Below are 24,146 nucleotides of genomic sequence, written 5' to 3' on the forward strand. Positions count from 1 at the left end.
CGAGGAGGACGAACGAGATGGATGCCGAACTCCTCGAGCCCGGGCAGCGCATCGCCACGCTCACGGGGATGACACCCGCCGGCGACATCGGCGATGCCCTCGCCTTCTCCGATGGCTTCATCGCCGAAGGACCGACACCCCACGCCGCGGGCGAGACCATCGACGCCACCGGGTGGATCGCCCTTCCGCCCCTGGCCGACCTGCACGCTCACCTCGACAAGGGCTACACCTGGACCTCCTTCGGCCAGCCCGAAGGATCCCTCGACGACGCGATCTCCTGCTGGATGGACCACGGCCACAACCACGGATACGCCGAGATCAAGGCCGGCGCACGCCGTCACCTGATCGCCGCGCTCCACTCCGGCGTCACCGCAGTCCGCTCGCACACGAATTATCATCTCGGCGAGGATCCGCTCCGCGGCGTCCGCGCCCTCGTGGAGCTGCGCACCCAGTTCGCCGGGATCGTGGACCTTCAGATCGTCGCGAGCCCCGGACCCTCGGACGGCCCGGACGACCTCGGCCGGGCCGCCGTCGCGCTCGGCATCGATCTCGTCGGCGGGTTCCCGCACCTCGCCGAGGATCCGACCGCCGACCTCGAACGCGCCGCGTCCTTCGCCGAGGAGTTCAAGATCGGCATCGATCTGCACACCGACGAGACCCTGGACCCGTCCTCGTGCGGACTTGCCGAACTCGCCGCACGCACGCGGCATTGGCCCGCCGGCGTCATCCGGTCCGCCGGGCACTGCGTGAGCCTTTCCACCCAGGATGCCGAGACACGCGCTCGCACTCTCGCCGCGGTGGCCGAGGCGAGGGTCTCGATCATCACCAACCCGCTGACCAACCTGTATCTCCAGGGCTGGGAGCACCCGATCGCCACCCCGCGTGGCATCCCTCCGCTGCGCGAGGTGATCGCCGCGGGCGCGACGCTCGCGGCCGGAGGCGACAACGTGCAGGACCCGTTCAACCCGCTCGGCAATGCCGATATGGTCGACGTCGCCGCCGAGCTCGTCACCGCCGGACACCTCACCCCCGCCGAGGCCTGGCATGTGAGCTCGAGCGGGGGGCGCGCGGCTTTCGGGCTTCCGCCGGCCCGCGGGCGCTCGGGCGATGTCGCCGACATCGTGCTCGTCCGCGCCGCCCACACCGCCGAGGCCCTCGCCGAGCGCGCGCCCGACCGCATCGTCATCCGCGACGGGCAGGTGATCGCCGTCCGTCGACGCGTCGTCAGCAGCGTGTTCGACCTCCAGGCCCTGCCGACCTCGCCTTCCGCACCGACCTCCGAAGGAGCCCTGCTATGAGCACCACCGCGATCACCGAGGCCACCGGCGCCGTCACCGCCGCGGCGGGGGCCGTCGACTCCACCGCGACACCCACCCTGGGGTTCACCGACGTCGCCAAGGTCTTCGCGACGGGTACCCGCGCGCTCGAGAACGTCTCCATCGATGTCCGGCCGGGTGAGTTCGTGTCGGTGGTCGGCCCGTCCGGCTGCGGAAAGTCGACTCTTCTGCGGCTCGCCGCCGGACTGGACGATGCCACGGAAGGCGTCGTCGACGTCCGAGCCGACACGACCAGCTTCGTCTTCCAAGAGGCGACGCTCCTGGAGTGGCGTACGGCGCAGCGAAACGTCGAACTGGTCGGCGAGCTCGCCGGCGTGGGAGCGGCCGAGCGTCGTCGCCGCGCGGCGGAAGCCCTCGAGCTCGTCGGCCTGAAGGGGTTCGAGAACCAGCACCCCCGGGCTCTGTCCGGCGGAATGCGCATGCGCGTGTCGATCGCCCGCGCCCTCGTGGCCGAGCCCCAGCTGGCGCTCTTCGACGAACCGTTCGGCGCTCTCGACGAGATCACCCGCCTCAAGATGCAGACCGAGCTCCAGCGGCTGTTCCAGCTCAAGGGCTTCGCCGCCATGTTCATCACCCACTCCATCTCGGAGGCCGTGTACCTCTCCAGCCGCGTCCTGGTGATGAGCGGACGCCCGGGCCGCATCGTCGACGACATCGAACTGCCCTGGTCCTACCCCCGATCTCCCGAACTGCGATACGAACCGGAATTCGGCCGCATCGTCGGTCACCTCTCCCACGCTTTGGAGGCGCACTCATGAGCCAGAACCTTGCCGTGAAGACACCCGGGGAGATCGCCGACGGGCCGTCGGCCGATTCGTCCGCCCCCGGGCCTGCGGATGCCGACGCACGGGCCGAGGCGACGACGGCGACCATGGCCGCCCGCCGCCCGCGTCGCGGAGGCGCCGGAGCGCTCGCTCGCAGCCTGTGGTCGCGCGCGATGCCGATCATCGCGGCGCTGATCGGGATCATCGCGATCTGGTACGCCGTGTCCTATCTCCTGCTCAGCGAGAGTCGCCGCTTCCTCCTGCCGCCGCCGCACCAGGTGCTCGCCGAGACCCTGGGCAACGACAAGGTGATCGGGCCGATGATCGCCGCCCTGGGCCAGACCATCACGGTCGCCCTCATCGGGCTCGCGATCGCCGTGGTGATCGGCATGGGCTGGGCGATCGTGATGTCGCAGTGGAACCTGGCGGAGAAGATCCTCTACCCGTACGCCGTCATCCTGCAGACGATTCCGATTCTCGCCCTGACGCCGCTCATCGGCATCTGGATGGGCTACGGGCTCCCCGCCCGCATCGTCGTCTGCGTCATCATCGCCGTGTTCCCGATGATCTCGAACACGCTCTTCGGGTTGCAGTCGGCAACCCCCGCGGCGCACGACCTGTTCACCCTGCAGAAGGCCACCAAGTGGCAGCGGATGACGAAGCTCATGCTCCCCGCCGCCATCCCCTCGATCTTCACGGGATTGCGGCAGTCTGCCGGCCTCGCCGTCATCGGCGCGATCGTCGGCGACTTCTTCTTCCAACAGGGCAGCCAGGGAATCGGCGGACTGCTGCGTACCTACACACTGCGTCTGAATATGGAACCGCTCTTCCTCGCGATCATCTTCACGGCACTTTTCGGCGTCATCGTCTTCTCCATCTTCGCCACTCTTGATCGGATCGTCGTCGGCCGTCTCTTCGGGGTGGCCACCCGCTGAGCATCCGCCGTGTCGACCTCGCCCGTCGGATCCGTCACGGCCCTTCGCACCCGCCGTACTCACCCGCCCACCGAACCGCACCACCCGTCTGTCCGCACCGCACCGCACCCGAAGCCTTCCAGGAGGACACCGTGTCACACCCCGCTTTTCTCTCCCGCCGCGTGATCGCGCGCACGCTCGCGATCGGAGCTCTGGCCACCACTGTCGCCGCCGTCGCGGGGTGTTCCAGCACCGACGCCGCCGCTCCCGCGCCGACGTCGAGCATGATGGCCGCCGACAAGGGCGGACCACTCGACCTCGCCGGCGTCTGCCCCGCAACGGTCGTCATGCAGCAGGACTGGCAGCCCGAGTCCGAGCACGGCGCTATGTACAACCTCGTCGGCGACGGATACACCGTCGACACCGACAAGAAGACGGTCACCGGGCCTCTCGTGGTGGACGGCACCGACACCGGAGTGAAGATCGAGGTCCGCTCCGGGGGGCCTGCGGTCAACTTCCAGCCCGTGCCGGCGCTCATGTACCTCGACACCGACATCCTGCTCGGTGCCGTCAACACCGACGCGGCGATCGTCGCGAACGCCGACCAGCCCACGGTCGCCGTCACCTCGCAGCTCACCTTCAGCCCGCAGATCCTCATGTGGGACCCGGAAAGCCACAGCGGCGCGACGACGATCAAGGAGGCTGCTGCCGGCGGTGACCCGATCGTCACCTCGGGCGATGTCATCCCCAACCTGCTCCTGTCGCAGGGCCTCATCACCCCGTCGCAGATCGACACGAGCTACGAAGGCACGCCGCAACGCTTCGTCTCCGACCCCAAGATCCTGCAGCAGGGCTTCGCCACCGCGGAGCCGTACATCTACAAGAACGAGATCCCTCAGTGGGGCAAGGAGGTCGGCTACCAGCTGCTGTCCGAGCTCGGCTACAACATCTACCCGGAGCCCCTCGCGGTCCGCACGGCCGACGTGACCGACCAGGCCGACTGCCTCAAGAAGCTCGTACCGATCATGCAGCAGTCGCAGATCGACTTCCTCGCAGCCCCGGAACACGGCAACGCCGTGATTCTCGACCTCGTGGAGCAGTACGACACCGGCTGGACCTACTCGGAGGGCGTCGCGAAGTTCTCGGTCGAGCAGCAGGAGAAGCTGGGCCTCGTCGTCAACGACAAGGCGTCCGGCGTCTTCGGCCAGTTCGATCCCGACCGCATGGCCTCGATCGTCACGGACTTCACGCCCTTCCTCGTCACCTCGGGAAGCATCACCCAGGCCGCCGCAACGGCCATCGACCCGACGGCGCTCTACACGAACACGTTCATCGACCCGTCGATCAAGATGGACTGACGTCGATGGCGGAAACGCCCTGTCCGCGCTTCGCGGGGCAGGGCGTTTCCGTGTGTGCGGAGCGCGCGGCTCCGGGCACCGCGTTCAGAGCGTCGCGGTGACCCGGTCCGCCAGCGCATCCAACTGAGCCGCCGCCGCCAGCGCCTCGCCGAGAGCTGTCCGCAGTCGATCCGCCGTGCTCTCATCGATTCCGGCCTCGACGGCGCTGCTGATGTCGCAGCGGATGTTGACGGCGGTCGAACGGATGCCGCAGGCGAGCATCCGCGCGGCGACGGCGACATCCGGGGCCAGACGCGGTTCGCCGGAGCGCTCGAGCCAGGCGAGCGGGCCCTCCAAGCGCCTCGCGACGACGACCAGTTCCGCGCTCGACTGCGCCGCGCGCACGGTCGTCTCTCGGACCGTCCGGGCACGGTCCGGGTCATCCGGAGGGCGCCGGAAGGCGGCGACGAGGGCAGCGGACATCCGCCCATCATGCTCGGCGGCGGTCAGGGCTTCTCGCCGAGCGCGGGAGGCGGCGTCGAGCACGGAATCGCGCTGCTCTCCCGGCGCGGCATAGCCGGCCGCCATGGAAACGAGCGCTGCGCCCGTCGCGACGACGACGCCCGCAGCCGCGCCTCCGCCGGGTTCGGGGACGGGCGCGGCGAGGTGCTCCAGCCACTGATCGATGCGGGCTGCGGAAAGCTCCGAGGTCGGCATGCGCCCCACTCTAAGGGTCGCATCAGCGTGCGCTGGATGCGCGACATCGACGCACACGCGACCGTAACACCGGCGAAACGGCGGGCTCCTACAGTGTGATTGTTGGCGAGACCAACATCAGGTCCGGCCCCCACCGAGCGAGAGGACACCCGTGACGTCTCTGCAACTCCTGCGCGATGCGACGCGGCGCTGCCCCAAGCGGATGGTCTACGGACCGTGCGGCGGTGTGTCGGGCGACGGCGGCTGCGAGGTGCCCGGATTCCGCTGCTCGTTCGCCGAGAATCCCGCACTTCTGCGCGAGCTGGAATTCTCTGCCGCCGACGTCCAGGCCCCCGAGAGTGCGCGCGAGAGCAGCGACGCGCTCGCCACCTCCCCGCGGCGCGCAGCCGCCGCCGCCCTCGGCGATCTGATCGGGGCGGGCGGAGTGATCACCGCAGACCTTCCGGTCCGGACGACCGATCCGGCCGTGATCGTGGAAGCCGGCGCCCGCCTGCGCGAGCTGACCGCCGTCATCGCGGGCGAGCCACCCGGGTTGCGTGAGGCGTTCAGCCCGACCCACAAGGCACTCCTCCTCGCGGAGGCGGGCGCACGGGTGATCGCGGGCGTCACGTGCCGCGACCGCAACCGTGTCGCGATCGAGGGCGAGCTCGCCGCCCTGGCCGACCTGGGCGTCTCCGGAATCCTCGCCGTCACCGGCGATCACCCCGCGTCGACCGCTCTGCCCGATGCTCGCCCGGTGTTCGACCTCGATTCGACGCGCGTCGCAGCGCTGGCCCGCCGAGCGGGGCTGTTCGTCGCCGTCGCAGAACAACCGGCGGCGCCGCCCATCGCCTACCGCCCCACACGCCTCGCGCTGAAGGCGCGCGCCGGCGCGGAGCTCGGCATCCTCAACCTCTGCGGGGACATCGAGGACATCGCGCGATTCACCGCAGCCCTCGCCACCACGTCCGCACCCGTCCCCGTGCTCGTCTCCATCCCCGTCCTCACCTCCCCGTCGGCGGCACGGCGCCTGGCATCCCTTCCGGGGGTGAGCCTGCCGCCGGGGATCGTCACGGCCGCGATGGGTGGCGGGCACGGTCCCGACGCCGGCGTCCGCGCGGCGGCGGACTGGGGGCGACGCGCCCTCGCCATTCCGGGCGTGGTCGGTGTGCACCTGTCCGCCGTCGTGGACGAGGCGGATGCGTCCGGGCTCGCCGCCGTCGACGCCCTCGCGGCGACCGCCGCGTCGATTCGCGACCATCGTCGCGCGGACGCGGCCGTCACGGCGACGGAGGCGTGCTGATGTCGCCGGCAGTCGTCGAACGACCCGCGCACCGAGTCGCGGGCTGCCCGAAGTCCATGACCTACGGCCCGTGCGGCGGTGTCAACGGAGACGGGACCTGCGAGGTCGACCCGACTCCGTGCGTGTTCCTGCAGCGCGACCTCCCCATCCGATGGGCGGATGATGGCGCTCGCGCCGCAGCGGCGGCAACATCCGTTCCCCAGGCACCCGGCGAGGCGGTGACGACTCTCGCCGGGCGCGAGCTGAGCGACATCGCACGGCGCCGTCCGCTCGTGTTCACCGGCTTCCCCGTTCGCGCGATGCGCTCGGATGTCATCGGCGCGACGGCCGACGCCCTCGCCGGAAGCGTCGACGCGGTGCTCTCCGGGGATGCCGGGCGTTCCCGCGTGCAGTTCCCTCCGTCGTACCGTGCGGCGCTGATCACGAGGACGGGGCTGCGACTGTGGATGGGCTTCAACAGCCGCGACCGCAACCGCACCGCGCTCGATCGCGAGCTGTCATCGCTGCGCAGCCTGGGGGTCGCGGGAGTGCACTGCGTCACCGGCGACCACACCCAGACCGGCGATCGGCCCGACGCCCGACCGGTCTTCGACCTCGAGTCGACGACGACGCTGCCCCGCGCTGCCGCGCTCGGCCTGGTGACATCCTTCGCCGAGTCGCCGGCGGCTCCCCCGGTCGCCGAGCGCGGCGCCCGGGTCGCCGAGAAGGAGCGCGCCGGCGGCCGCCTGTGCCTGACGCAGTACGCCGGAGATGCCGATGAGGTCGCCGCCTTCGTCACGCTCTGCCGGGATGCCGGGGCGAGCGTGCCCGTCGTGCCGGGCGTCCCCCTCGTCGTCGATCGGAACGGGGCGGCGCTGCTGGCGTCGTTCCACGCCGCCAAACTCCCCCACGGATTCGTCGAACGCCTGTTCGCGGCGCGCGACGTCCGGGCAGAGGGAATCCGGCTCGCCGTCGAGTACGGCCGCGCGCTCCTGGATACGGGCGTCGTGGGCGGTGTCGTCATCGCGGGCGGGGCACGCCTGGGCGCAGAGGCGGAATACGCCGCAGACCTCGCCACCGTCGCCCGCGAGCTCGGGGGCGGCTCATGAGCGTCCGCTCAGACCGCGCCCGCCTTCCCCTCTTTGACGGTGAGGACGCGCACCGTCTCCCCCGCACCCGTCCGCCAGCGGTGTCGGATTCCGCCCGGGTAATACACGGCGTCCCCCGGCTCGAGGGCGAACTCTTCACCATCGAGCGAGACGACCATGGTCCCCTCCAGCACGTATACGAACTCCTCCTCGTCGTGCACCCACCACAGGTCGTCGGTGAACGTGCCGGACATCACCATCGGGACGAAGCGCGGGTGGTCGCGCGCGAGGACCCGTACCGGGCTCCCGCCGGCATCCAGAGGGGTCGCCTCTCGCGCGCGGAAGACGTGGAAGGCTCCGGGACTCCGCGGCGCCGCTTCTGCGTCGTCGGTGAGAAGGGCCTGCTGAGTCGTCCCGAGCGCCTGCGCGACGCGGAAGAGCGACGTCATGCTCATGCGCTCGAGCCCGCGTTCGACCTGGCTGAGGAACGAATGCGACAGTTCGGCCTGCGCGGCGACCTGCGTGAGCGTCATTCCTCGGCTCTTGCGCAGGGCTCTGATCCGAGCCCCCAGCGCGCGAGCCGCGGAGGCGGCGCCGTCATCCTCAGCGGCGCCCGGGCCCGAAGCGCTGCGGCGCGAGGAAGCGGCATCCGACATGAGTGAAGACTATGACACACGAAAGGAAACCGAGATGACCGGCCTGACTCCTCCCGACATCCTCGAGTCCGAGGCAACCGACGCTGCGGACGCACCCGACTACCGCTCCCTCGAGGCCGCTCTCACCGAGGCGCTCGGCCCGCGTGGCGTCTCCAGCGACCCACGCCAACGTGAGAAGGCTTCCGTGGACGGCGCCAGGATGTCGCCCGTCATCGCGGAACTGCTGCCTCTCGGTGTGGCCGACCTCGTCGCCTTCCCCGCCGATGCCGCCGAGATCGCCGAGACTGTGCGCATCGCGGTCGCCCACGGCGCTCCGATCACGGCGCGAGGGAAGGGCACCGGCAACTACGGACAGGCGATCCCCATGCCCGGTGGCCTCGTCCTCGACACGTCCCGAGCGCGAGCCGTCGTCGAGGTCGGCGACGGCTGGATCACGGCCGAGGCCGGAGCGCCGATGGCGGCACTCGAACTCGCCGCACGCCAGCGCGGGCAGCAGCTCTGGATGTATCCCTCGACCGTCCACTCCTCGATCGGCGGCTTCCTCTCCGGCGGCTCGGGCGGCACCGGCTCGATCGCCCACGGCAGCAACCACGAAGGGTTCGTCCTCGCCGTGGACGTCGCGACCCCGGCATCCGACGGCACGATCGTCCACGTCGAGGGTGAGGACGCGCTCGGCTACGTCCACAACTACGGGACGGCCGGGATCATCATCCGTGCGACCGTACGACTCGAGCCCCTGCAGGAGTGGCGAGGCCTCTATGCATCGTTCGGGGACTTCGCCGGCTCGATGTCGGTGCTGCAGCGTCTCGCCGCGCTCCGGCCGCACCCGCGCCTGGTCTCCGCCGACGACCCGCACGTGACGGCGCAGCTCCCTCCGGACCCCGCCTTCCCCGAGGGTCGCAGCTCCCTGCGTACGATCATCGACGCGACGCTCGTCGAGGAGGCGACGGCGATCATCTCTGCGGCGGGCGGTCGCATCGAGGATGTCCGTGAGGGACCGCAGGTGTCCGCCGCGATCTCGGTGCTCAGCTACAACCATCCGATCGAATGGCTGCAGAAGTCCGAACCCGGCGTGTACTTCCACGTCGAGGTCGGCGGCGACGCACTGATCGACCGTCACGACGAGGTCATGGCGGTCTACCCCGGCGCGCATCTGCATATCGAAGCGACCGGACTGCGGCCGATCGGCATGCTCGCGGGCGTGTACGAGAGCCCGGAACAGATCATCGAGGGCATCACGGCGCTCACCGCGCTCGGTGTGGGTGTGCACAGCCCGCACCAGTGGAACGTCGACTTCCGCCTGCCCGAGACCATCGAGCTCGCCCGCGTCACCGATCCGCGTGGCCTGCTGAACCCCGGCAAGCTCAACCCCGACTATGCAGGCCCGGTGAAGGGATCGATCCGGTGACCACCACGCCGCACTTCATCCCCCCGTCCCGGCAGTGGGCTGATCTCGCCGGCCCGGCGCTCACGTCGCTTCTCACGGAGCGATCGATCGCCGTCGTGCCGATCGGCGCGATCGAGCATCACGGCCCCCACCTGCCGCTGCGCACCGATGCCCTGATCGCCGAGGCGATCGCCTCCGCCGCGGTGGACCGCGTCGCCGCCGGCGGGATCGACGCGTGGGTGCTGCCGACGATCAGCTACGCGAAGTCGGATGAGCACCACTGGGCACCGGGCACGGTGTGGCTCGAGGGGACGACCGTCCTCGACACCCTGATCGACATCGGCCGCTCGATCGCGATGACGGCGGCGAAGACCGTCGTCTTCGTCAACGGCCACGGCGGCAACGTCATGCTGCTGGGGTGGGCGAACCGTGAACTGCGACGCCGCTTCGGGCTTCGGACGTTCTCCATGCCCGCCACCGCGGGCGGGGCGGGCGACGGTCTCGAGGGCCGCCCCGACGAGAAGGGACAGGGCATTCATGGCGGGTTCGCCGAGACGTCTCTGGTCATGCACGTGGCCCCCCACTTGGTCGCACCCGACATGCCTGCCCGCAATATCCCGGAGCACATCGCAGGCCTGACGCACATCGGCTTCAACCGCAAGCCGGTGATGTTCGGATGGACGAGCGACGACTTCGGGCCCGAAGGGGTGATCGGGGATGCGACGGGCGCCAACCCCGCGTACGGCGAGGTGCTGTACGAGCGGGGCGTGGACTTCGTCTGCGAAGCGCTGGCGGAGATCGACGGGTTCGTGTTCGGATGACGGTGCCCTCCGTACCGAGCGCCGCGCCTGCGCCCGTGGTGATCGATCACGACACCGACCCGGTGCAGTCCGACATCCCCCCTATGGACCCGCTCGCTCTCGCCGCCCAGTGGCTTCCGGGCGACGGCGAGGATCGGATGCTGATGACGGTCTCGACCGTAGGTCTCGATGGCAACCCGGACGCGCGGACCACCATGCTCAGCGACTTCGACGGCCGTCGTTTCGCTTTCCACACCGACGCGAACAGCCAGAAGGCCGCCGAGCTGGCCACGAACCCCGCGGTGGCGTTGACCATCCTGTGGCCAGGCTTCACCCGACAGCTGGTCGTGCAGGGCACGGCGGAGCGCTCGCCACGGACGGAATCGGACATCGCCTATCACCGGCGGTCACCGTACCTGCAGCAGCTGGCGTGGCAGAACACGCCGGAGTTCGCCCGACTCCCGCTCCCCGACCGGCGCGCGAAGTGGGAGGAGTTCCTGACCGCACACGGCGGGCCCGATGCGCCCGCATTCGCCGCCCCGTCGACGTGGGCCGGCTTCTCGGTCACTCCTCATCGTCTGCTGTTCTGGGTGTCCAATCCCGCAGCAGCGAGCCGTCGCCTCGCCTACACACGCTCCCCCGACAGGTGGGAGATGACCGTCCTCCCCGGCTGAGCGGCGAGAGTACGTCTGAGACACCGCCACGACGGCCGGCCGCAGACGCAGAAAGAGCCCGGCGATGCCGGGCTCTTTCTGGTGGCTGGTGGACCTAAGGAGATTCGAACTCCTGACCTCCTCGATGCGAACGAGGCGCGCTACCAACTGCGCCATAGGCCCGTGAACCGTCATCCAGCCTAGCACGCGAGCGCCGGATGCCACGAACGTCGCCGCCTCCGCACCCCCGGCGTCCGCGAGGGCGGAAGGTCGAGGAGGATGGAAGGATGACCGATCCTGCGACGCCGTCGATCCGCCCCTCCGTCATCCGCAACGTCCGCCCGTGGGGCGGCGCCGCGAGCGATCTCCTCCTCCACGACGGGCGGATCGCCGACATCCGCCCGGCTCTGCCCGCGCGCCCCGACGAGATCTCCGCGTCCGGGGAATTCGACGGCCGGGGCCTTCTCGCCCTCCCCGGGCTCGTCAACGCGCACGCGCACGTCGACAAGTCGTGGTGGGGGCTGCCGTGGCAGTCCTACGGCGGCGAGGGCGGCACCGAAGGGCGGATCCGGCACGAGCGGGCGCGGCGCGACGAGATCGGGATGCCGTCGGCTCGGATCACCGCGAACGTGCTCGATCAGCTCGTCGCGCACGGCACGACGGCGATCCGCACCCATGTCGATGTCGACCTCGGGCTCGGCCTGCGCGGCATCGACGTCGTGCGCGAGGCGGTCGCGGCCTACGACGGCGCGCTGGCCGTGCAGATCGTCGCCTTCCCCCAGGACGGCGTGCTCCGCCGGCCCGGGGTGCTCGCGCTCCTCGAACGAGCGGCACGGGAGGGCGTCGAGCACATCGGCGGCCTCGACCCGGCGACGATCGACCGCGATCCGGTCGGGCAGATCGATGCGATCCTGGCTCTCGCCGCCGAGCACGGTGCGGGCGTCGACATCCACCTGCACGACCCCGCCGAACTCGGCGCCTTCCAGGTCGAGCTCATCCTCGACCGTGTGGAGCGGCTCGGCCTGGACGGTCGCGTCACGATCGCGCACGGCTTCGCGGTCGCGCAGCTCGAGGCATCCCGTCGGCGCGACCTGCTCCAGCGGATGGGCGACCTCGGCGTCGCGTTGACGACGGTCGCCCCGCTGCGCCTCCCCCAGCTCCCCCTGCACGAGCTCGACGCCGCGGGGGTCGCGCTCGGCTTCGGCACGGACGGCATCCGCGACCTGTGGAGCCCCTACGGCACGGGTGATCTCCTCGGCATCGCATGGCAGTTCGCCCGCGCCTCCAGCCTGGTGCGCGACGAGGATCTGCGCCGCGTCATCGAACTCGCCGCGGGCGGGTCGGCCGGGTTCGCGGGGCTCCCGGCGAACCGGCTCGCCGTCGGCGACCGCGCCGACATCGTGCTCCTCGAGGCGGAGAACCCGATGGATGCTCTCGTCCGCACTCCGCCCCGTCAGGCGGTGTTCGGCGCGGGACGGCTGCTCGTCGGCTGACAGGCGCTGCGACTCACTGCCCGCTCGCGCGGCGCTCCAGCAGTCGGCGCACGTGCGCTTCGATGGCGTCGTCCCCCGCCGCCGGTCCGCCGGCGAACTCGTCGTCGCGGCGCGCGGCGCGGGCCGTCGCGATCGAGGTCGGCCGCTGCGCCTCGGCGCGAGCCCGCATCGCCTCGTCGAGGGCAGCGCGGCGGAGCGCCGCGCGGGCGTCGACCTCGTCGAGCACCGTGGCCGCCCGCGATCCTGCGGAGGCGGTCAGCGGCCGCGGAAGCTCTCGCGGCACCCACCCGGCGCGGTCGGAGGCGAGAGCGACGTCCTGGAGGTCGCGCGCGACCCGGACGACCTCCGGCGCAGCGACGCGGGTGATACCGCGGCGCCCGATGACGGCCATCCGCCGGAGGACGAGAAGGGATGCCGCGCCGACCCCGGCGGCGGACCAGAGGAGCAGGGAGGAACCGGTCGCAGCGAGCTGCAGCCCGCCGGCTGCGGCCAGGAGCACGGCGAGGACGACCGCGCTCGACGCGGCGAGCCTCGCACGGCGCCGAGCACGCGCCCGACGGAGTTCGGGGCGCTCCTGCGCGGCGCGCGCGGCCCGGGCGGCGCGTTCGCGACCTGCGGCGGCCTCGGCCTTGGCGAGGAGGGTCGATGCCTCCAGCTCGGCCCGGGCGCGGGCGAGCTCGGCCTGCTCGCGCTCGGTCTGCGCCTGCTTGGCGAGTCGCTGATGCGCGAGGGCCGTCCGCGCGTTCAGCTCGAGACGGACCTCCTGCGGGGTCTCGCTCGTCTCGGCGAGCACGCGCAGCGCCTGGTTCAGTCGCACGGCGTTGCGCTCGGCGGCGTTGAACTGGTGGCGGCCGTACCAGGAGGGCAGGAGATAGACGAGCCACAGCACGACGGCGACGAGGACGATCACCCCTCCACCCAGAACCTGGCCACCCATGGGCTCCACGGTAGGGCCGAGCCGGGATGCGGCCCGGCATCCCGCCCGCGTGTCTGAGGTTCGAGTCGAACGTGAAGCTGCTCGGCGACCGGGCGCCTCAGCTGGGCGACCGGTCCGCGAGCGGGACGGTCGCCGCCCCCTCCGGCACGCCACCGCTCAGCCAGCGCTGCAGGACACCCTCCGGGACATCCTCCCGGACGAGGGCGAACGCGTAGTGATCGCGCCAGTCGCCCGCGATGTGGATGAACCGCCGCCGCAGGCCCTCGTAGCGGAAGCCCAGCTTCTCGACGACCCGCAGGCTCGCCTTGTTCTCCGGGCGGATGCAGATCTCCATGCGATGCAGCCCCAGCTCGGTGAAGCAGATGTCGGTCGCGATCGCGACGCACGTCGGCGTGATGTCGCGCCCCGCGAACCGCTCCCCCACCCAGTAGCCGATGGTGGCAGAGGAGAGCGACCCGCGGGTGAGACCCCACACGTTCAGCTGCCCCGCGACTTCCCCGTCGTACTCCATGACGAACGGCACGCCGCCGCCGTCGCGATACTGCTGGAGCAGGCGCCGGATGCCGAGACGCATGTCGAACGACACCGGTCCATCGGGGCTCGTGGCCTCCCACGGACGCAGCCACGCCCGGTTGCCGAGCAACTCGGCCTGGAGGGCGCGCGCGTCGCGCTGCTTCACGAGGCGCAGCGCGATGCGGTCGTGCCGACGGGGTGCTGCCAGGTCCATCGGACCTCCTCATCGGCCTGCCGGGCGGCGTCAGAGCTGGGCCGCGAACTCCTTCAGCCAGGGGCGCAGCGCAGGCCCGAGGTCGTCTCGGTCGGATGCCAGCTGCACGATGGCCTTGATGTAGTCCACCCTATCGCCGGTGTCGTACCGGCGCCCGCCGAACACGACACCGAGCACGCCGTCGGTGACCGCCAGCTCCTGGAGCGCGTCGGTCAGCTGGATCTCGCCGCCCTTGCCGGGCTCGGTGCGCTCGAGAATGTCGAACACGTTGGGGGTGAGGACGTACCGCCCGATGACGGCGTAGTTGGAGGGAGCGTCCTCCTTCTTCGGCTTCTCGACGAGGCCGGTCACCTTCACGACCTCCGGGTCGTCGGTCGGCTCGACCGAGGCGACGCCGTACAGGTGGATGTGCTCCGGGTCGACCTCCATGAGGGCGATGACGGTGAGGCCCGTGCGCTCGTTCTCGGAGATCATCTTCGGCAGCAGCGGATCGCGCTCGTCGATGAGGTCGTCGCCGAGCATGACGGCGAACGTGGAGTCTCCGACGTGGTGCTTGGCCCGCAGCACGGCGTGGCCGAGACCCTTCGGCTCGCCCTGACGGACGAAGTGGATGTCGGCGAGCTCCGTCGAGGCCTGGACCCGCTGCAGCTTCTCGAGGTCGCCCTTGTTCGTGAGGTTCGATTCGAGCTCGGGGACCGAGTCGAAGTGGTTGGAGATGTTGTTCTTGTTGCGGCCGAGGATGATCAGGATGTCATCGGCTCCGGCGGCGACCGCCTCTTCCACGACGTACTGGATCGCCGGCTTGTCGACGACCGGCAGCATCTCCTTGGGCATGGCCTTGGTGGCGGGGAGGAAGCGGGTGCCGAGGCCCGCGGCGGGAATGACGGCCTTGATGCGCGACGTGGTCATATCGCCACACTATCCGGGGTTTGTTTCGCGGGGGCAAACGATCTGTGACGTGGGCGTGCCTACAATCGGACCATGCCCGATGCCATCGCCGACGCGAAGCGCGCGCTCCGCGCCGACCTCCGGGAGCGTCGTCAGCAGCGATCCGAGGCCTCCCGCGCCGAGGACGCGGCGGGCCTGAAGGCCCAGCTGGACGCGCTCGTGGAGCGCACGGGAGCGCGCAGCGTCTCCTGCTTCCTCTCCACCCCCACCGAGCCCGGGACGCACGACTTCATCCGGGATGCCGTCGCGCGCGGCATCCGCGTGCTGCTGCCGATCACGCGCAGCGACGGTCTCATGGACTGGGCGGTCGCCGACCCGGAGGGCGAGATCGCCGAAGGTCTGTACGGCGTCCCCGAGCCCGTCGGCGAGGTGCTGAGCCCGCTCGCGGTGAACGACGTCGATCTGCTCATCGTGCCGGCCGCCGCCGTCGACCGCACCGGGATGCGCCTCGGCTGGGGGCGCGGCTACTTCGACAAGACCATCGGCTCGATGCAGCACTGCCCGCCCGTCTACGCCGTGGTCTTCGACGCCGAGATCCTCGACGACGTGCCGCGCGACGTGCATGACCAGCCGGTCTCGGGCGTCGTCACCCCCACTCAGACCCTGCCCCTCGCCGCCTCGCGGCGCTGAGGATCACCCCGTACACCCGAGGACCCATGCCCACCTACGCTTACGCCTGCACCCAGTGCGACCACCGCTTCGACGCCGTCCAGTCCTTCGCCGACGCGGCCCTGACCACCTGCCCCGTGTGCGGCGGAGCGCTGCGCAAGCAGTACGGCTCGGTCGGCGTGACCTTCAACGGGTCGGGGTTCTACCGGACCGACTCGCGTGCGGGATCGGGCTCGACGCCGTCCGGCGCGGCCGGTGGCGCCGCCACCGCATCTTCGCCATCATCGAAGTCTGAGGCGAAGGCCTCCCCCGCACCGTCGGGATCTTGAGCCGGCCTGAGCCGGAGACCGTGAGGAGACTCGGATGATCAAAGGCTTCAAAGACTTCATCATGCGCGGCAACGTCATCGACCTCGCGGTCGCTGTCGTCATCGGCGCTGCATTCACGGCCGTCGTCAACGCGATCGTGTCGTCCATCATCACCCCGCTGATCGAGCTGTTCTGGAAGCCGGACGAGAACGGCGTGCCCGGCATCCCCGTTCCGGCGGTCTGGGGTGGAACCGTCACCTTCCCCATCGGGGACCTCATCACCGCGATCATCAGCTTCCTCGCCGTGGCGATCGTGGTGTACTTCGTCTTCGTCTTCCCCATGAACCTGTGGAAGGAGCGTCAGGCCGCGAAAGCCGGCGTCACCGAAGACAAGGAGGAGAAGCTCCCCACCGAGCAGGAGCTGCTCATCCAGATCCGCGACCTGCTGCAGAAGACCGATTCGACTCCGCGCTGAGGCGTTCCGCGGGACGCACCGACATCGGCGCGCTCAGCTCAGTAGTGGGGCGGCACGTCACGCCGCAGGCGCTCGTCGTTCGGCCCCGCCGCGACCTTCGATGCCCCTGCTCCGGCAACGCCCGGAGCAGGGGCACCGTGCGTCTGCGGCAGGTCGGGGTCGACGTCGGTTCCCGGCGCGGGCGTCAGCTGCGCGCGCCGGGCGCCGCGGACGCGGACGACCCGCTGCCGGCGCGGCTCGCCGCCGGTGTCGTCGCTGTCGCCGCTGTGCTCAGTCGAGGACATCGAACGGCTGGGTCTGGGTGCTCACCGCAGGCCCCTCCGGCGGCACGCCCAGGATGCCGGCGATGCGGTCGGCGACCCCCGCGGGGTCGCTGTAGAGGTCGAACGCGTGGACGCGGACGTAGTGCCAGCCGAGGCGACGCAGCACCTGCGGGCGCAGCCGGAGCGTCTCGCGCAGCGTCTCGTGCGAGGTGTCGGCATCGCTTTCCGCGACGATCGCCTTGCCCTTGTACTGGGCGACGATCGGCAGCTGACCGCGGTAGTCGACGTCGACGGACACCCCTCGCGCGCGGAGGTGTCGCGCCAGGGCGAGGGTCAGCGGATCGGCCAGGTCCTCCAGCCGCGCCTCGCGCGACCGTGCGGCGATGCCGCCGAGGATCGTCATGAGGCCGGATGCCCCGGACGCCAGTCGGCCCTCGTCGAAGGCGGACGGACGGATCGAAGAGACGATGACCATCGAGCGGCGGGCGCGGGTCATCCCGACGCGCAGGAGTCGGTCGCCGTCGTCCCCCGACAGGTCGCCGAAATCGCTCAGCACCCGGCCGTGCTTGGTGAGGCCGAAGCCCAGGGAGAACACCACCCGGTCGCGGCTCTCGGCGACGGACTCCTCGAGACCGAGCACGGCGAAGGGCTCCGCGGTGTCCCGGCCGACGAAGTCGGCGACGTCGGAGCGCCCCGCGAACGCCGCTGCGACGGCGGCGCGGACGCGCTCCGCATGCCGAGTGGAGGCCGTGACGACCATGAGCGACTCGGCGGGGCGGTTCACGGCGTGCTCGACGACGAGCGTGACGACGCGGGCGACCTCGGCATCCGGGCTCTCCACCGCGCCGGTGACGGGGTCGGGGGTCCCGTGGCCGCCCTCGACGTAGTCGACGCTGAGGCTGCCGCGCCCGAGGTAGGACCCCGCCCAGGGCAGCGAGACGAGGCGACGGTCGTAGAACGCGTTGTTGACGAGCTCGGCGAGGTCCTCGCCGCCCGCGCGGTAGCTGCGGGTGAGGGTCTCTCCCGGAACGATCTCGGCGAGACGCTCGAAGACGCTCACGTCGTCGAAGGGCACCTCGCTCTCGTCGGCGAGCTGCGGCGCTCCCGCGCCGACGCGGAAGGGGGTGGGCTTCTGCGTGACGGGATCGCCGAACACCACCACCTGCCGGGCGCGCCGCAGGGCAGGCGCGGCTTCGGCGAGGCAGAGCGCCGCAGCATCCGCGATCACGACGACATCGAACGGTGCATCCGCGGGGATCGCCGGCACCTCGTACGGCGACGCGAGCCAGACGGGCGCGAGCGTGCGGACGAGGGTGGGCGCGGCGTGGACGATCTCGCTCGGGCGGGTCGCACCGGAGCGCAGCGCGTGCTTGAGGGCGTTCGCCTCCGGCGCCTCATCGACCACGGCGATCTTCCACTTGGTCGCGAGCTCCGCGGCCAGCAGCGGGCCGGCAGAGCCCGCGTGGGCCTCGTCGACGAGCCGGAAGTCGCGTTCGAGGCGATCCACCACGGTCGTGTTCGCCCCCAGGAGGGAGCGGTCGGTGCGGAGCATCGCCTCGAGCGCCGACTGCCACCACGCGAAGTCGAACTCGGCGCCGACCTGGTCCTCGGGAACATGGCGGGTCGAGAGCTCGGTCATCAGGCCGTCGAGGCCCAGCTCGACGAGCCGCCCGCGCAGGGTCGCGCGCTCCACGAGGTTGTCGAAGACGGCCGACTCCGCGGCGAGGCCCGCGAGTGTGCGGAGCAGGAGCGGGATGGGCAGGGATGCCAGGGCCTGCGTGCGCCCAAGCGCGGTGTCGAGGGCCGCGAGGTTCGCGTCGACGCGCTGCCACGCCGTGGCGACGTCGTCGAGGCCGATCGGCACTTCGGGCAGCACCCCGGGTTCGACCAGCTGCTGCCACTGCGTCCGCTGCTGCTGCACGCGCAGGAGCGACTCGTGCATGTCGGTGATGTGCATGCCCGGCCGCACGTACTCGCGCGAGAGGTGCTTGAGGCGTCGGCGCTGGGCGCCCGACATCTCCGGAGCGTCACGGCGCGGCGCGTGCGCCTCGATGAGCTCCCCGAGGGGGCGTTCGAACACCGTCATGCTGAAGCGGTCCAGCGAGGCGCGGATGCCCTGGAGGAGGCGGATGTACGCTCCGAGCTCCGACACGGTCGCGAACGGCCGCATGCGCGTCTGCGCGATGAGCTCGTACCCGCGCTCGAGGATCGCGGGGATCTCGCTCCGGTGCATCTTCACCGCCAGCGCGTGCGCGTCCCGCGCCTGCTGGGTCGTCTCGAACGCCACGGCGTACCAGGGCGAGTCATCGGGCCCGAAGCGGAACTCGCCGAGTCGCGCCGCCGTCTGCAGCGCGTGCGCGGCCTCGGCACGGCGCGTGGAGAGGTTCTGGAGGGTCCGCAGATCGAAGCGGGTCTCGGCGCGCGGCTGCGGATCCTGCTGGGTGATCGTCGTCAGCGTGCGGAGCGCCTCGAGGGGCGAGATGCCGAGCTGGGGATGCCGTCCCGTGAGGGCGTCGCGGTAGTCGCGCAGCACGGTGCGCAGCCGCACGAGCGCGTCATCCACGTCGGCGACCTTCGGCTGCTCGGCCTTCTCGTTCCGCCCGATCGCGCGGATGAGGTCGCGGTGCAGCTGCGTCGGCGAGACGGCGAGCGCCGGCAGTCCGATGCCGGAGAGGCGGTGTCGCATGCCCTCGAGCGTGGAGCGGCGGGCGCTCACCACGAGGACGCGCTTGCCGGCGCGGACGAGCTCGCCGACGGCGTTGATGACCGTCTGCGTCCCGCCCGTTCCCGGCAGGGTCTGCACGGTGAGCGACTGCCCCGACACGATCCTCGCGAGGACCGCCTCCTGCTCGGCGTCCGCGTCCAGCAGGAGGCGGTCGGACGCCGGCGGCCGGTCGTCGGCGCCGACGAGGGTCGGCAGCGGGCGGACGACGGACAGGTCCTCACGGTCGCCGACGTGGCCGGCGAGCGCGTTGAGGACCGGGTGGTCGAGGTCCGCGGCATCCCGCGTCATCCGCGAGGAGACGTCGGCGAAGGTCGAGACGACGAGGCGCGGCAGCACCGTGAAGGTGTCGATGTGCGCGGTCAGGGCGCGCAGGTGGTCGATGACCGGCTGCGGCTTGAAGACGCCCTCGTCGTAGGCGAGCGCGGCGAGCGCGCGCCCGTCGATGGCGATGCCGAAGTGCGTGCGGGCGGCCTCGACGAGCTCGGGGTTGATCGTGAACGAGCCGTGCAGGCGCAGATCGAAGTCGAGGTGGTGGCGACGGATCGCAAGAGGGCGCAGGAGCACCGGCGCGGCGTAGGAGACCCCGCCGATCCGCCAGGCCGCGACGGCGACGGCGAGGTGGACGGTGTCGAGCCCCCGGGCGGTGCGCAGCTCGACGTCCTTCGCCGCGATCCGCTCCGCGGCGCGCTTCGCGGTGAGCAGGGCCACCTCGTCGCGGAAGAGGTTGGAGAGGAGCGTCGGGCGCCCCGTGATGAACTGCGGCAGGCTGCCCGGGTGAGCCTTCGTGATGTCGATGCCGGCGTCCCCGGCATCCGAGTAGTGCAGGAGCGTCGATGTGCCGCCCAGCTGCGCGCTCTCCTCACGGAGGCGGGCGCGTTCGGCGTCGGCGGCATGGGTCACGCGGACTCCCGGCTCCGACAGCTCGAGGTCGGCCGGGGTCACTTCGCTTCCGTGCGGGGGATCGTTCACACCTCGCACGGCGCCACCATCTGCTCGCCACACATTCGCCACCATAGGCGTGCCGGGGGGCGGAAACGGGTCCGAACCGCGGGTTTCGTGGGATTGCCCCATCTCCTCGTCCCCAGATCCCCGTTTCCGGAATCGTTCCACAGATCCGTGCGGGCGGGCGACCGGTGCGGGAGCCGGGCGCGATGATGTGTTCATGACCACGCCCGCCGCGTCCTTCTCGGTGCACCCGACGCCGATCGGCGAGGCCCTGATCGTCGTCACCGATCGCGGCCTCGCCGTTCTCGACGTCCTCGACGTCGCGCGCGGCGCGCTGGACGGTGCGCTGCAGGATGCCGCCACCGCCCTCCGCCGCGTCGTCGAGCCCGACGAGACCGCGACCGCGCACGTCGTGGCGCAGCTGGACGAGTACTTCGCCGGCGTCCGGCGCGACTTCGACCTCCCGCTCGATCTCGATGCCGTCCACGGTTTCGCGCGGACGGCGCTCGAGCGGATCGGTGAGATCCCGTACGGCGAGGTCAGGTCGTACGCCGAGGTCGCGATCGCCGCAGGCTCTCCCGGGGCGAACCGCGCCGTCGGCTCGGCGTGTGCGCGCACGCCGATCTCGGTCGTGATCCCGGCGCACCGGGTGGTGCGCAGCGACGGGTCGATCGGCGAGTACGGCGGCCATCCGGAGCGCAAGCGGTACCTGCTCGATCTCGAGGCGGAGGTCGCAGGGGTCCCCGCCGCCGTGTAGGCCGGCGGCGGGAACACGGCGGCCCCGGTCCGCTCGTGATGAGCCGGACCGGGGCCGCGTCGCGCATCCGCGTCTAGTGGTCGACCGCCTTCTCGGCTCCGTAGCCGGTGAGCGAGCGGACATCCATCTCCGCGGCCTTGCGCGGATCCTCCGCGCGCGTCGTCGTCACCGACCCGAGCCAGCCGAGGAAGAACCCCACGGGGATCGACACGATACCCGGGTTGTTCAGCGGCCAGATCGCGGTGCCCACGTCCTTGAAGACGCTCGTGGGGGTGCCCCAGAAGACCGGCGACAGGACGATGAGGATGATCGCCGCAGCGAGACCCCCGTACATGCTCCACACCGCGCCGCGCGTCGTGAACTTCCGCCAGAACAGCGAATAGACGATCGTCGGCAGGTTCGCCGAGGCGGCCACCGCGAAGGCGAGCGCCACGAGGAAGGCCACGTTCTGGCCCTGCACGCCGATCCCGCCGATGATCGCGAGGATGCCGATGACGATGACCGTCCGGCGGGCGACCTTGACCTCGCCGTCCGGCGGCACGTTCCCCTTCTTCACGACGTTCGCATAGATGTCGTGCGCGAACGATGCGGCCGCCGTGATCGTGAGGCCCGCGACGACCGCGAGGATCGTCGCGAACGCGACCGCCGAGATGAAGCCGAGCAGCAGCGGTCCGCCGAGGGCCTGCGCCAGCAGCGGAGCCGCGGAGTTGACACCGCCCGGAGCGTTCTTGATGGTGTCGGGTCCGACGAGGTATCCCGCGCCGTAGCCGAGCACGAGGGTGAGCAGGTAGAAGATGCCGATGAGCCAGATGGCCCACACCACCGAGCGACGCGCCTCTTTCGCGGTCGGAACCGTGTAGAAGCGCATGAGGACGTGCGGCAGCCCCGCCGTGCCGAGCACGAGCGCGGCGCCGAGCGAGATGAAGTCCCACGGGTTCTTGCCGTACTGCAGGCCCGGTCCGAGGATCGCGTCCTTCGGGTCGGACGTCGAGGCCGCGACGGCATTTCCGAGCAGGGTGTCGAGGCTGAACCCGTTGAGGGCCAGCACCCAGACCGTCATGACGACCGCGCCGCCGATGAGGAGGAAGGCCTTGACGATCTGCACCCAGGTCGTGCCCTTCATGCCGCCGATGAGCACGTACACGATCATGAGCACGCCGACCACGGCGACGACGACCGACTGGCCGATCTGCTCGTGGATGCCCAGGAGCAGCGAGACGAGCCCGCCCGCGCCCGCCATCTGCGCGAGCAGGTAGAAGAAGCACACCGCCAGAGTCGTGATCGCGGCGGCCATGCGCACGGGGCCCTGCTTCAGTCGGAACGACAGCACGTCGGCCATCGTGAACTTGCCCGTGTTGCGCATGAGCTCGGCCACCAGCAGCAGCGCGACCAGCCACGCCACCAGGAAGCCGATCGAGTACAGGAAGCCGTCGTACCCGTTGATCGCGATCGCCCCGGTGATACCGAGGAAGGATGCCGCGGAGAGGTAGTCCCCGGAGATCGCGAAGCCGTTCTGCGGTCCGGTGAACGAGCGGCCGGCGGCGTAGTAGTCGGCCGCCGTCTTGTTGTTGCGGCTGGCGCGGATGACGATGAACAGCGTCACCGCGACGAAGGCGCCGAAGATCGAGATGTTGAGGACCGGGTTGTTCTCGACCGTGTCGACGGCCGCCGACACCGACGCCCAGATGTCCTGCGCGGCGACGGCGCTCATGCGACGGTCTCCCGCTTCTCGAGGTCTTCACGGATCTCCTGCGAGATCGGGTCGAGCCGCCGGTTCGCGTACGAGACGTACCACATGGTGATCCCGAAGGTCGTGACGAACTGCCCGAGCCCGAGCAGCAGGCCGATGTTGATGTGTCCCCAGACGGGAGTCGCCATGAACGCCGGCGCGAACGAGGACAGCAGCACGTAGGCGAAGTACCAGACGAGGAAGGCGACCGTGAGCGGCAGGACGAAGCTGCGGTGCCGCTTCTTCAGCTCGCGGAACGGCGGCGATTCCTCGACCGCGACATAGTCGATGCCGCCCGGCGGACGGGCATCGGTGGACTCTCCGGACATGTGGCCTCCTTGCCTCATGGGGGATCGGGCGTGCGCCCGGCGCACGGTCGTCATCGACCGCGCGAGTGGTATCGTCGACGCTACGAAACCGGGTGACGCGGTCGTCACCCCCGGAAGTGGGTAGTGGGCGATGGCGGTTCCAGGCCTCGCGTCGGAGGACGAGCTCTTGGCGCGCGCCGTCGGAGATCTCGCCGCACGCACCGGCTTCCCCGTCGCCTTCGGCGGCTTCGAGCGCGCGGGCGCGGTCGCGGTGACATCCATCGTCGGCAACCGCACCTCCCGTCTCACCGGTCTCGTCGTCGAACCCGATCGCGGCCTGGGCGGCCGAGCGTTCGTCGAGCGCCGCCCGCGGCTCGCGATCGACTACCGCTCGTCCCGCAACATCACGCACGACTACGACCGTGCCGTGCTCGGCGAGGGGATCTCGACCCTGTTCGCCGTCCCCGTGGTCGTCGCCGGCAAGGCGCGCGGCGTGCTCTACTGCGGCTCCTGGATGAAGACGCCGTTCGGCGAGCAGAGCGCACGCACCGCACTGCAGGTCGCGACGGACCTCGCGACCGAGCTGCGCGTCCGCGAGGAGGTCGGGCGCCGCCTGCACATCGTGGCGGCACCGATCCCCCTGCCGGTGGACGTGTCGGCCCGCGAAGAGCTCCGGGAGGCCTACGTCGAGCTCCGCCGGATCAGTGCGGACGTGGCGGACGACGGCATCCGCCGCCGGCTGAGCGCCCTCGAAGGGCGCCTCGCCGCACTCACCCGCGACCGCGACACCCCCGCGGAGAAGCTCGACGTGAAGCTCTCGCCCCGCGAGACCGACGTCCTCGCCTGCGCGGCGCTCGGCCAGACGAACGCGGAGATCGCGGAGTCGCTCGCCCTGCGCGAGGGAACGGTGAAGTCGTATCTGCAGGCGGCGATGGCGAAGCTGGATGCCTCGACACGTCATGCCGCGGTCGTCAAGGCCCGCCGGGCGGGGCTTCTGCCGTAGTCTCG

The 24,146-nt window shown here is 70.9% G+C and carries 24 protein-coding genes and 1 tRNA gene; 15 read left to right on the forward strand and 10 right to left on the reverse strand.

Annotated features, from left to right (window positions below; translation table 11 throughout):
* The first annotated feature begins 17 nt into the window (after positions 1-17).
* The 4 genes from J0P97_RS12815 (at position 18) to J0P97_RS12830 (ending at position 4,373) form a co-directional block, all read left to right on the forward strand.
* Positions 18-1,298, forward strand: coding sequence for an amidohydrolase family protein (locus tag J0P97_RS12815; RefSeq protein WP_215488180.1), 1,281 nt, complete (start codon positions 18-20; stop codon positions 1,296-1,298).
* Complete coding sequence (locus J0P97_RS12820) at positions 1,295-2,095, forward strand: ABC transporter ATP-binding protein (RefSeq protein ID WP_215488181.1); 801 nt, start codon at positions 1,295-1,297, stop codon at positions 2,093-2,095. Before J0P97_RS12815 ends, J0P97_RS12820 begins: the two co-directional genes overlap by 4 nt.
* On the forward strand, positions 2,092-3,036 hold the full coding sequence (locus tag J0P97_RS12825) for an ABC transporter permease (protein WP_215488182.1): 945 nt from the start codon (positions 2,092-2,094) through the stop codon (positions 3,034-3,036). The genes J0P97_RS12820 and J0P97_RS12825 overlap by 4 nt, the downstream gene beginning before the upstream one ends.
* A gap of 131 nt (positions 3,037-3,167) precedes the next feature.
* Positions 3,168-4,373: a hypothetical protein gene (locus J0P97_RS12830; RefSeq protein WP_215488183.1), complete on the forward strand. Its 1,206-nt coding sequence runs from the start codon at positions 3,168-3,170 to the stop codon at positions 4,371-4,373.
* A gap of 84 nt (positions 4,374-4,457) precedes the next feature.
* Here the strand turns inward: J0P97_RS12830 and J0P97_RS12835 are convergent, their stop codons facing one another.
* On the reverse strand, positions 4,458-5,069 hold the full coding sequence (locus J0P97_RS12835) for a cyclodeaminase/cyclohydrolase family protein (protein ID WP_215488184.1): 612 nt from the start codon (positions 5,067-5,069) through the stop codon (positions 4,458-4,460).
* A 151-nt stretch (positions 5,070-5,220) separates the two neighbouring features.
* Between J0P97_RS12835 and J0P97_RS12840 the strand changes: the two genes are divergently transcribed.
* On the forward strand, positions 5,221-6,351 hold the full coding sequence (locus tag J0P97_RS12840; RefSeq protein ID WP_215488185.1) for a methylenetetrahydrofolate reductase C-terminal domain-containing protein: 1,131 nt from the start codon (positions 5,221-5,223) through the stop codon (positions 6,349-6,351).
* A gap of 56 nt (positions 6,352-6,407) precedes the next feature.
* Positions 6,408-7,439: a methylenetetrahydrofolate reductase gene (locus J0P97_RS12845; RefSeq protein ID WP_372449718.1), complete on the forward strand. Its 1,032-nt coding sequence runs from the start codon at positions 6,408-6,410 to the stop codon at positions 7,437-7,439.
* Between the two features lie 8 nt (positions 7,440-7,447).
* Here J0P97_RS12845 and J0P97_RS12850 read toward each other — a convergent pair whose 3' ends face one another.
* The gene (locus tag J0P97_RS12850) at positions 7,448-8,074 is read right to left on the reverse strand and encodes a helix-turn-helix domain-containing protein (protein WP_215488187.1); all 627 of its coding nucleotides are present in this window, start codon (positions 8,072-8,074) and stop codon (positions 7,448-7,450) included.
* Positions 8,075-8,108: 34 nt separating this feature from the next.
* On the opposite strand from J0P97_RS12850, the gene J0P97_RS12855 reads away from it, so the two are divergent.
* Genes J0P97_RS12855 through J0P97_RS12865 form a run of 3 tightly spaced genes read left to right on the forward strand, consistent with a single transcriptional unit; the run spans position 8,109 to position 10,935 of the window.
* Positions 8,109-9,482: an FAD-binding oxidoreductase gene (locus tag J0P97_RS12855; RefSeq protein WP_246540417.1), complete on the forward strand. Its 1,374-nt coding sequence runs from the start codon at positions 8,109-8,111 to the stop codon at positions 9,480-9,482.
* On the forward strand, positions 9,479-10,282 hold the full coding sequence (locus J0P97_RS12860; protein WP_215488189.1) for a creatininase family protein: 804 nt from the start codon (positions 9,479-9,481) through the stop codon (positions 10,280-10,282). The genes J0P97_RS12855 and J0P97_RS12860 overlap by 4 nt, the downstream gene beginning before the upstream one ends.
* Complete coding sequence (locus J0P97_RS12865; RefSeq protein WP_215488190.1) at positions 10,279-10,935, forward strand: pyridoxamine 5'-phosphate oxidase family protein; 657 nt, start codon at positions 10,279-10,281, stop codon at positions 10,933-10,935. The genes J0P97_RS12860 and J0P97_RS12865 overlap by 4 nt, the downstream gene beginning before the upstream one ends.
* A gap of 86 nt (positions 10,936-11,021) precedes the next feature.
* On the opposite strand, the gene J0P97_RS12870 is transcribed toward J0P97_RS12865, so the two are convergent.
* Positions 11,022-11,097, reverse strand: a tRNA-Ala gene (locus J0P97_RS12870).
* Between the two features lie 104 nt (positions 11,098-11,201).
* On the opposite strand from J0P97_RS12870, the gene J0P97_RS12875 reads away from it, so the two are divergent.
* A complete protein-coding gene (locus J0P97_RS12875) occupies positions 11,202-12,407 on the forward strand; it encodes an amidohydrolase family protein (protein WP_215488191.1) in 1,206 nt (401 codons plus the stop codon).
* A gap of 13 nt (positions 12,408-12,420) precedes the next feature.
* Here J0P97_RS12875 and J0P97_RS12880 read toward each other — a convergent pair whose 3' ends face one another.
* From J0P97_RS12880 to galU, 3 genes are all read right to left on the reverse strand, one after another.
* Positions 12,421-13,344, reverse strand: a complete 924-nt coding sequence (locus tag J0P97_RS12880; protein ID WP_215488192.1) for a large exoprotein — start codon at positions 13,342-13,344, stop codon at positions 12,421-12,423.
* A 97-nt stretch (positions 13,345-13,441) separates the two neighbouring features.
* Positions 13,442-14,071, reverse strand: coding sequence for a GNAT family N-acetyltransferase (locus J0P97_RS12885; protein WP_215488193.1), 630 nt, complete (start codon positions 14,069-14,071; stop codon positions 13,442-13,444).
* 30 nt (positions 14,072-14,101) lie between these two features.
* A complete protein-coding gene (galU, locus tag J0P97_RS12890) occupies positions 14,102-14,980 on the reverse strand; it encodes a UTP--glucose-1-phosphate uridylyltransferase GalU (protein WP_215488194.1) in 879 nt (292 codons plus the stop codon).
* Between the two features lie 72 nt (positions 14,981-15,052).
* Here galU and J0P97_RS12895 point away from each other — a divergent pair, with 72 nt between their 5' ends.
* Genes J0P97_RS12895 through mscL form a run of 3 tightly spaced genes read left to right on the forward strand, consistent with a single transcriptional unit; the run spans position 15,053 to position 16,411 of the window.
* Positions 15,053-15,649 (forward strand): 5-formyltetrahydrofolate cyclo-ligase, encoded by a 597-nt coding sequence (locus J0P97_RS12895; protein ID WP_215488195.1) that lies wholly within the window; start codon positions 15,053-15,055, stop codon positions 15,647-15,649.
* 26 nt (positions 15,650-15,675) lie between these two features.
* Complete coding sequence (locus tag J0P97_RS12900; protein WP_215488196.1) at positions 15,676-15,957, forward strand: FmdB family zinc ribbon protein; 282 nt, start codon at positions 15,676-15,678, stop codon at positions 15,955-15,957.
* 34 nt (positions 15,958-15,991) lie between these two features.
* A complete protein-coding gene (mscL, locus tag J0P97_RS12905; protein WP_215488197.1) occupies positions 15,992-16,411 on the forward strand; it encodes a large conductance mechanosensitive channel protein MscL in 420 nt (139 codons plus the stop codon).
* Between the two features lie 38 nt (positions 16,412-16,449).
* Here the strand turns inward: mscL and J0P97_RS12910 are convergent, their stop codons facing one another.
* Positions 16,450-16,695 (reverse strand): hypothetical protein, encoded by a 246-nt coding sequence (locus J0P97_RS12910; RefSeq protein ID WP_215488198.1) that lies wholly within the window; start codon positions 16,693-16,695, stop codon positions 16,450-16,452.
* Complete coding sequence (locus tag J0P97_RS12915; protein ID WP_215488237.1) at positions 16,682-20,410, reverse strand: AAA family ATPase; 3,729 nt, start codon at positions 20,408-20,410, stop codon at positions 16,682-16,684. The genes J0P97_RS12910 and J0P97_RS12915 overlap by 14 nt, the downstream gene beginning before the upstream one ends.
* Positions 20,411-20,561: 151 nt before the next feature.
* Between J0P97_RS12915 and J0P97_RS12920 the strand changes: the two genes are divergently transcribed.
* Entirely contained in the window at positions 20,562-21,101 is a 540-nt protein-coding gene (locus J0P97_RS12920; protein ID WP_215488199.1) for a methylated-DNA--[protein]-cysteine S-methyltransferase, read from the forward strand.
* Positions 21,102-21,174: 73 nt separating this feature from the next.
* Here the strand turns inward: J0P97_RS12920 and J0P97_RS12925 are convergent, their stop codons facing one another.
* Together J0P97_RS12925 and J0P97_RS12930 are read right to left on the reverse strand one after the other, a co-directional pair.
* Entirely contained in the window at positions 21,175-22,812 is a 1,638-nt protein-coding gene (locus J0P97_RS12925) for a monocarboxylic acid transporter (protein WP_215488200.1), read from the reverse strand.
* Positions 22,809-23,159 carry a DUF485 domain-containing protein gene (locus tag J0P97_RS12930; protein ID WP_215488201.1) on the reverse strand — a complete coding sequence of 117 codons (351 nt, stop codon included), beginning with the start codon at positions 23,157-23,159 and terminating at the stop codon, positions 22,809-22,811. The genes J0P97_RS12925 and J0P97_RS12930 overlap by 4 nt, the downstream gene beginning before the upstream one ends.
* Positions 23,160-23,289: 130 nt before the next feature.
* Between J0P97_RS12930 and J0P97_RS12935 the strand changes: the two genes are divergently transcribed.
* Positions 23,290-24,141 carry a LuxR C-terminal-related transcriptional regulator gene (locus J0P97_RS12935; protein ID WP_215488202.1) on the forward strand — a complete coding sequence of 284 codons (852 nt, stop codon included), beginning with the start codon at positions 23,290-23,292 and terminating at the stop codon, positions 24,139-24,141.
* The last annotated feature ends 5 nt before the right edge of the window (positions 24,142-24,146 follow it).

Origin of the sequence: Microbacterium flavum (assembly GCF_018717645.1) — a bacterium.
In the GTDB taxonomy this organism is placed as follows: Bacteria; Actinomycetota; Actinomycetes; order Actinomycetales; family Microbacteriaceae; genus Microbacterium; species Microbacterium flavum.

Excerpts from the sequence above, each read along its gene's own strand:
- J0P97_RS12885 (WP_215488193.1), bottom strand. The coding sequence starts at position 14,071 with ATGGACCTGGCAGCACCCCGTCGGCACGACCGCATCGCGCTGCGCCTC.
- galU (WP_215488194.1), bottom strand. The coding sequence starts at position 14,980 with ATGACCACGTCGCGCATCAAGGCCGTCATTCCCGCCGCGGGCCTCGGC.
- mscL (WP_215488197.1), top strand. The coding sequence starts at position 15,992 with ATGATCAAAGGCTTCAAAGACTTCATCATGCGCGGCAACGTCATCGAC.
- J0P97_RS12930 (WP_215488201.1), bottom strand. The coding sequence starts at position 23,159 with ATGTCCGGAGAGTCCACCGATGCCCGTCCGCCGGGCGGCATCGACTAT.
- J0P97_RS12820 (WP_215488181.1), top strand. The coding sequence starts at position 1,295 with ATGAGCACCACCGCGATCACCGAGGCCACCGGCGCCGTCACCGCCGCG.
- J0P97_RS12825 (WP_215488182.1), top strand. The coding sequence starts at position 2,092 with ATGAGCCAGAACCTTGCCGTGAAGACACCCGGGGAGATCGCCGACGGG.
- J0P97_RS12835 (WP_215488184.1), bottom strand. The coding sequence starts at position 5,069 with ATGCCGACCTCGGAGCTTTCCGCAGCCCGCATCGATCAGTGGCTGGAG.
- J0P97_RS12920 (WP_215488199.1), top strand. The coding sequence starts at position 20,562 with ATGACCACGCCCGCCGCGTCCTTCTCGGTGCACCCGACGCCGATCGGC.
- J0P97_RS12900 (WP_215488196.1), top strand. The coding sequence starts at position 15,676 with ATGCCCACCTACGCTTACGCCTGCACCCAGTGCGACCACCGCTTCGAC.
- J0P97_RS12910 (WP_215488198.1), bottom strand. The coding sequence starts at position 16,695 with ATGTCCTCGACTGAGCACAGCGGCGACAGCGACGACACCGGCGGCGAG.
- J0P97_RS12855 (WP_246540417.1), top strand. The coding sequence starts at position 8,109 with ATGACCGGCCTGACTCCTCCCGACATCCTCGAGTCCGAGGCAACCGAC.
- J0P97_RS12880 (WP_215488192.1), bottom strand. The coding sequence starts at position 13,344 with ATGGGTGGCCAGGTTCTGGGTGGAGGGGTGATCGTCCTCGTCGCCGTC.
- J0P97_RS12865 (WP_215488190.1), top strand. The coding sequence starts at position 10,279 with ATGACGGTGCCCTCCGTACCGAGCGCCGCGCCTGCGCCCGTGGTGATC.
- J0P97_RS12850 (WP_215488187.1), bottom strand. The coding sequence starts at position 8,074 with ATGTCGGATGCCGCTTCCTCGCGCCGCAGCGCTTCGGGCCCGGGCGCC.
- J0P97_RS12815 (WP_215488180.1), top strand. The coding sequence starts at position 18 with ATGGATGCCGAACTCCTCGAGCCCGGGCAGCGCATCGCCACGCTCACG.
- J0P97_RS12845 (WP_372449718.1), top strand. The coding sequence starts at position 6,408 with ATGACCTACGGCCCGTGCGGCGGTGTCAACGGAGACGGGACCTGCGAG.
- J0P97_RS12935 (WP_215488202.1), top strand. The coding sequence starts at position 23,290 with ATGGCGGTTCCAGGCCTCGCGTCGGAGGACGAGCTCTTGGCGCGCGCC.
- J0P97_RS12925 (WP_215488200.1), bottom strand. The coding sequence starts at position 22,812 with ATGAGCGCCGTCGCCGCGCAGGACATCTGGGCGTCGGTGTCGGCGGCC.
- J0P97_RS12875 (WP_215488191.1), top strand. The coding sequence starts at position 11,202 with ATGACCGATCCTGCGACGCCGTCGATCCGCCCCTCCGTCATCCGCAAC.
- J0P97_RS12895 (WP_215488195.1), top strand. The coding sequence starts at position 15,053 with ATGCCCGATGCCATCGCCGACGCGAAGCGCGCGCTCCGCGCCGACCTC.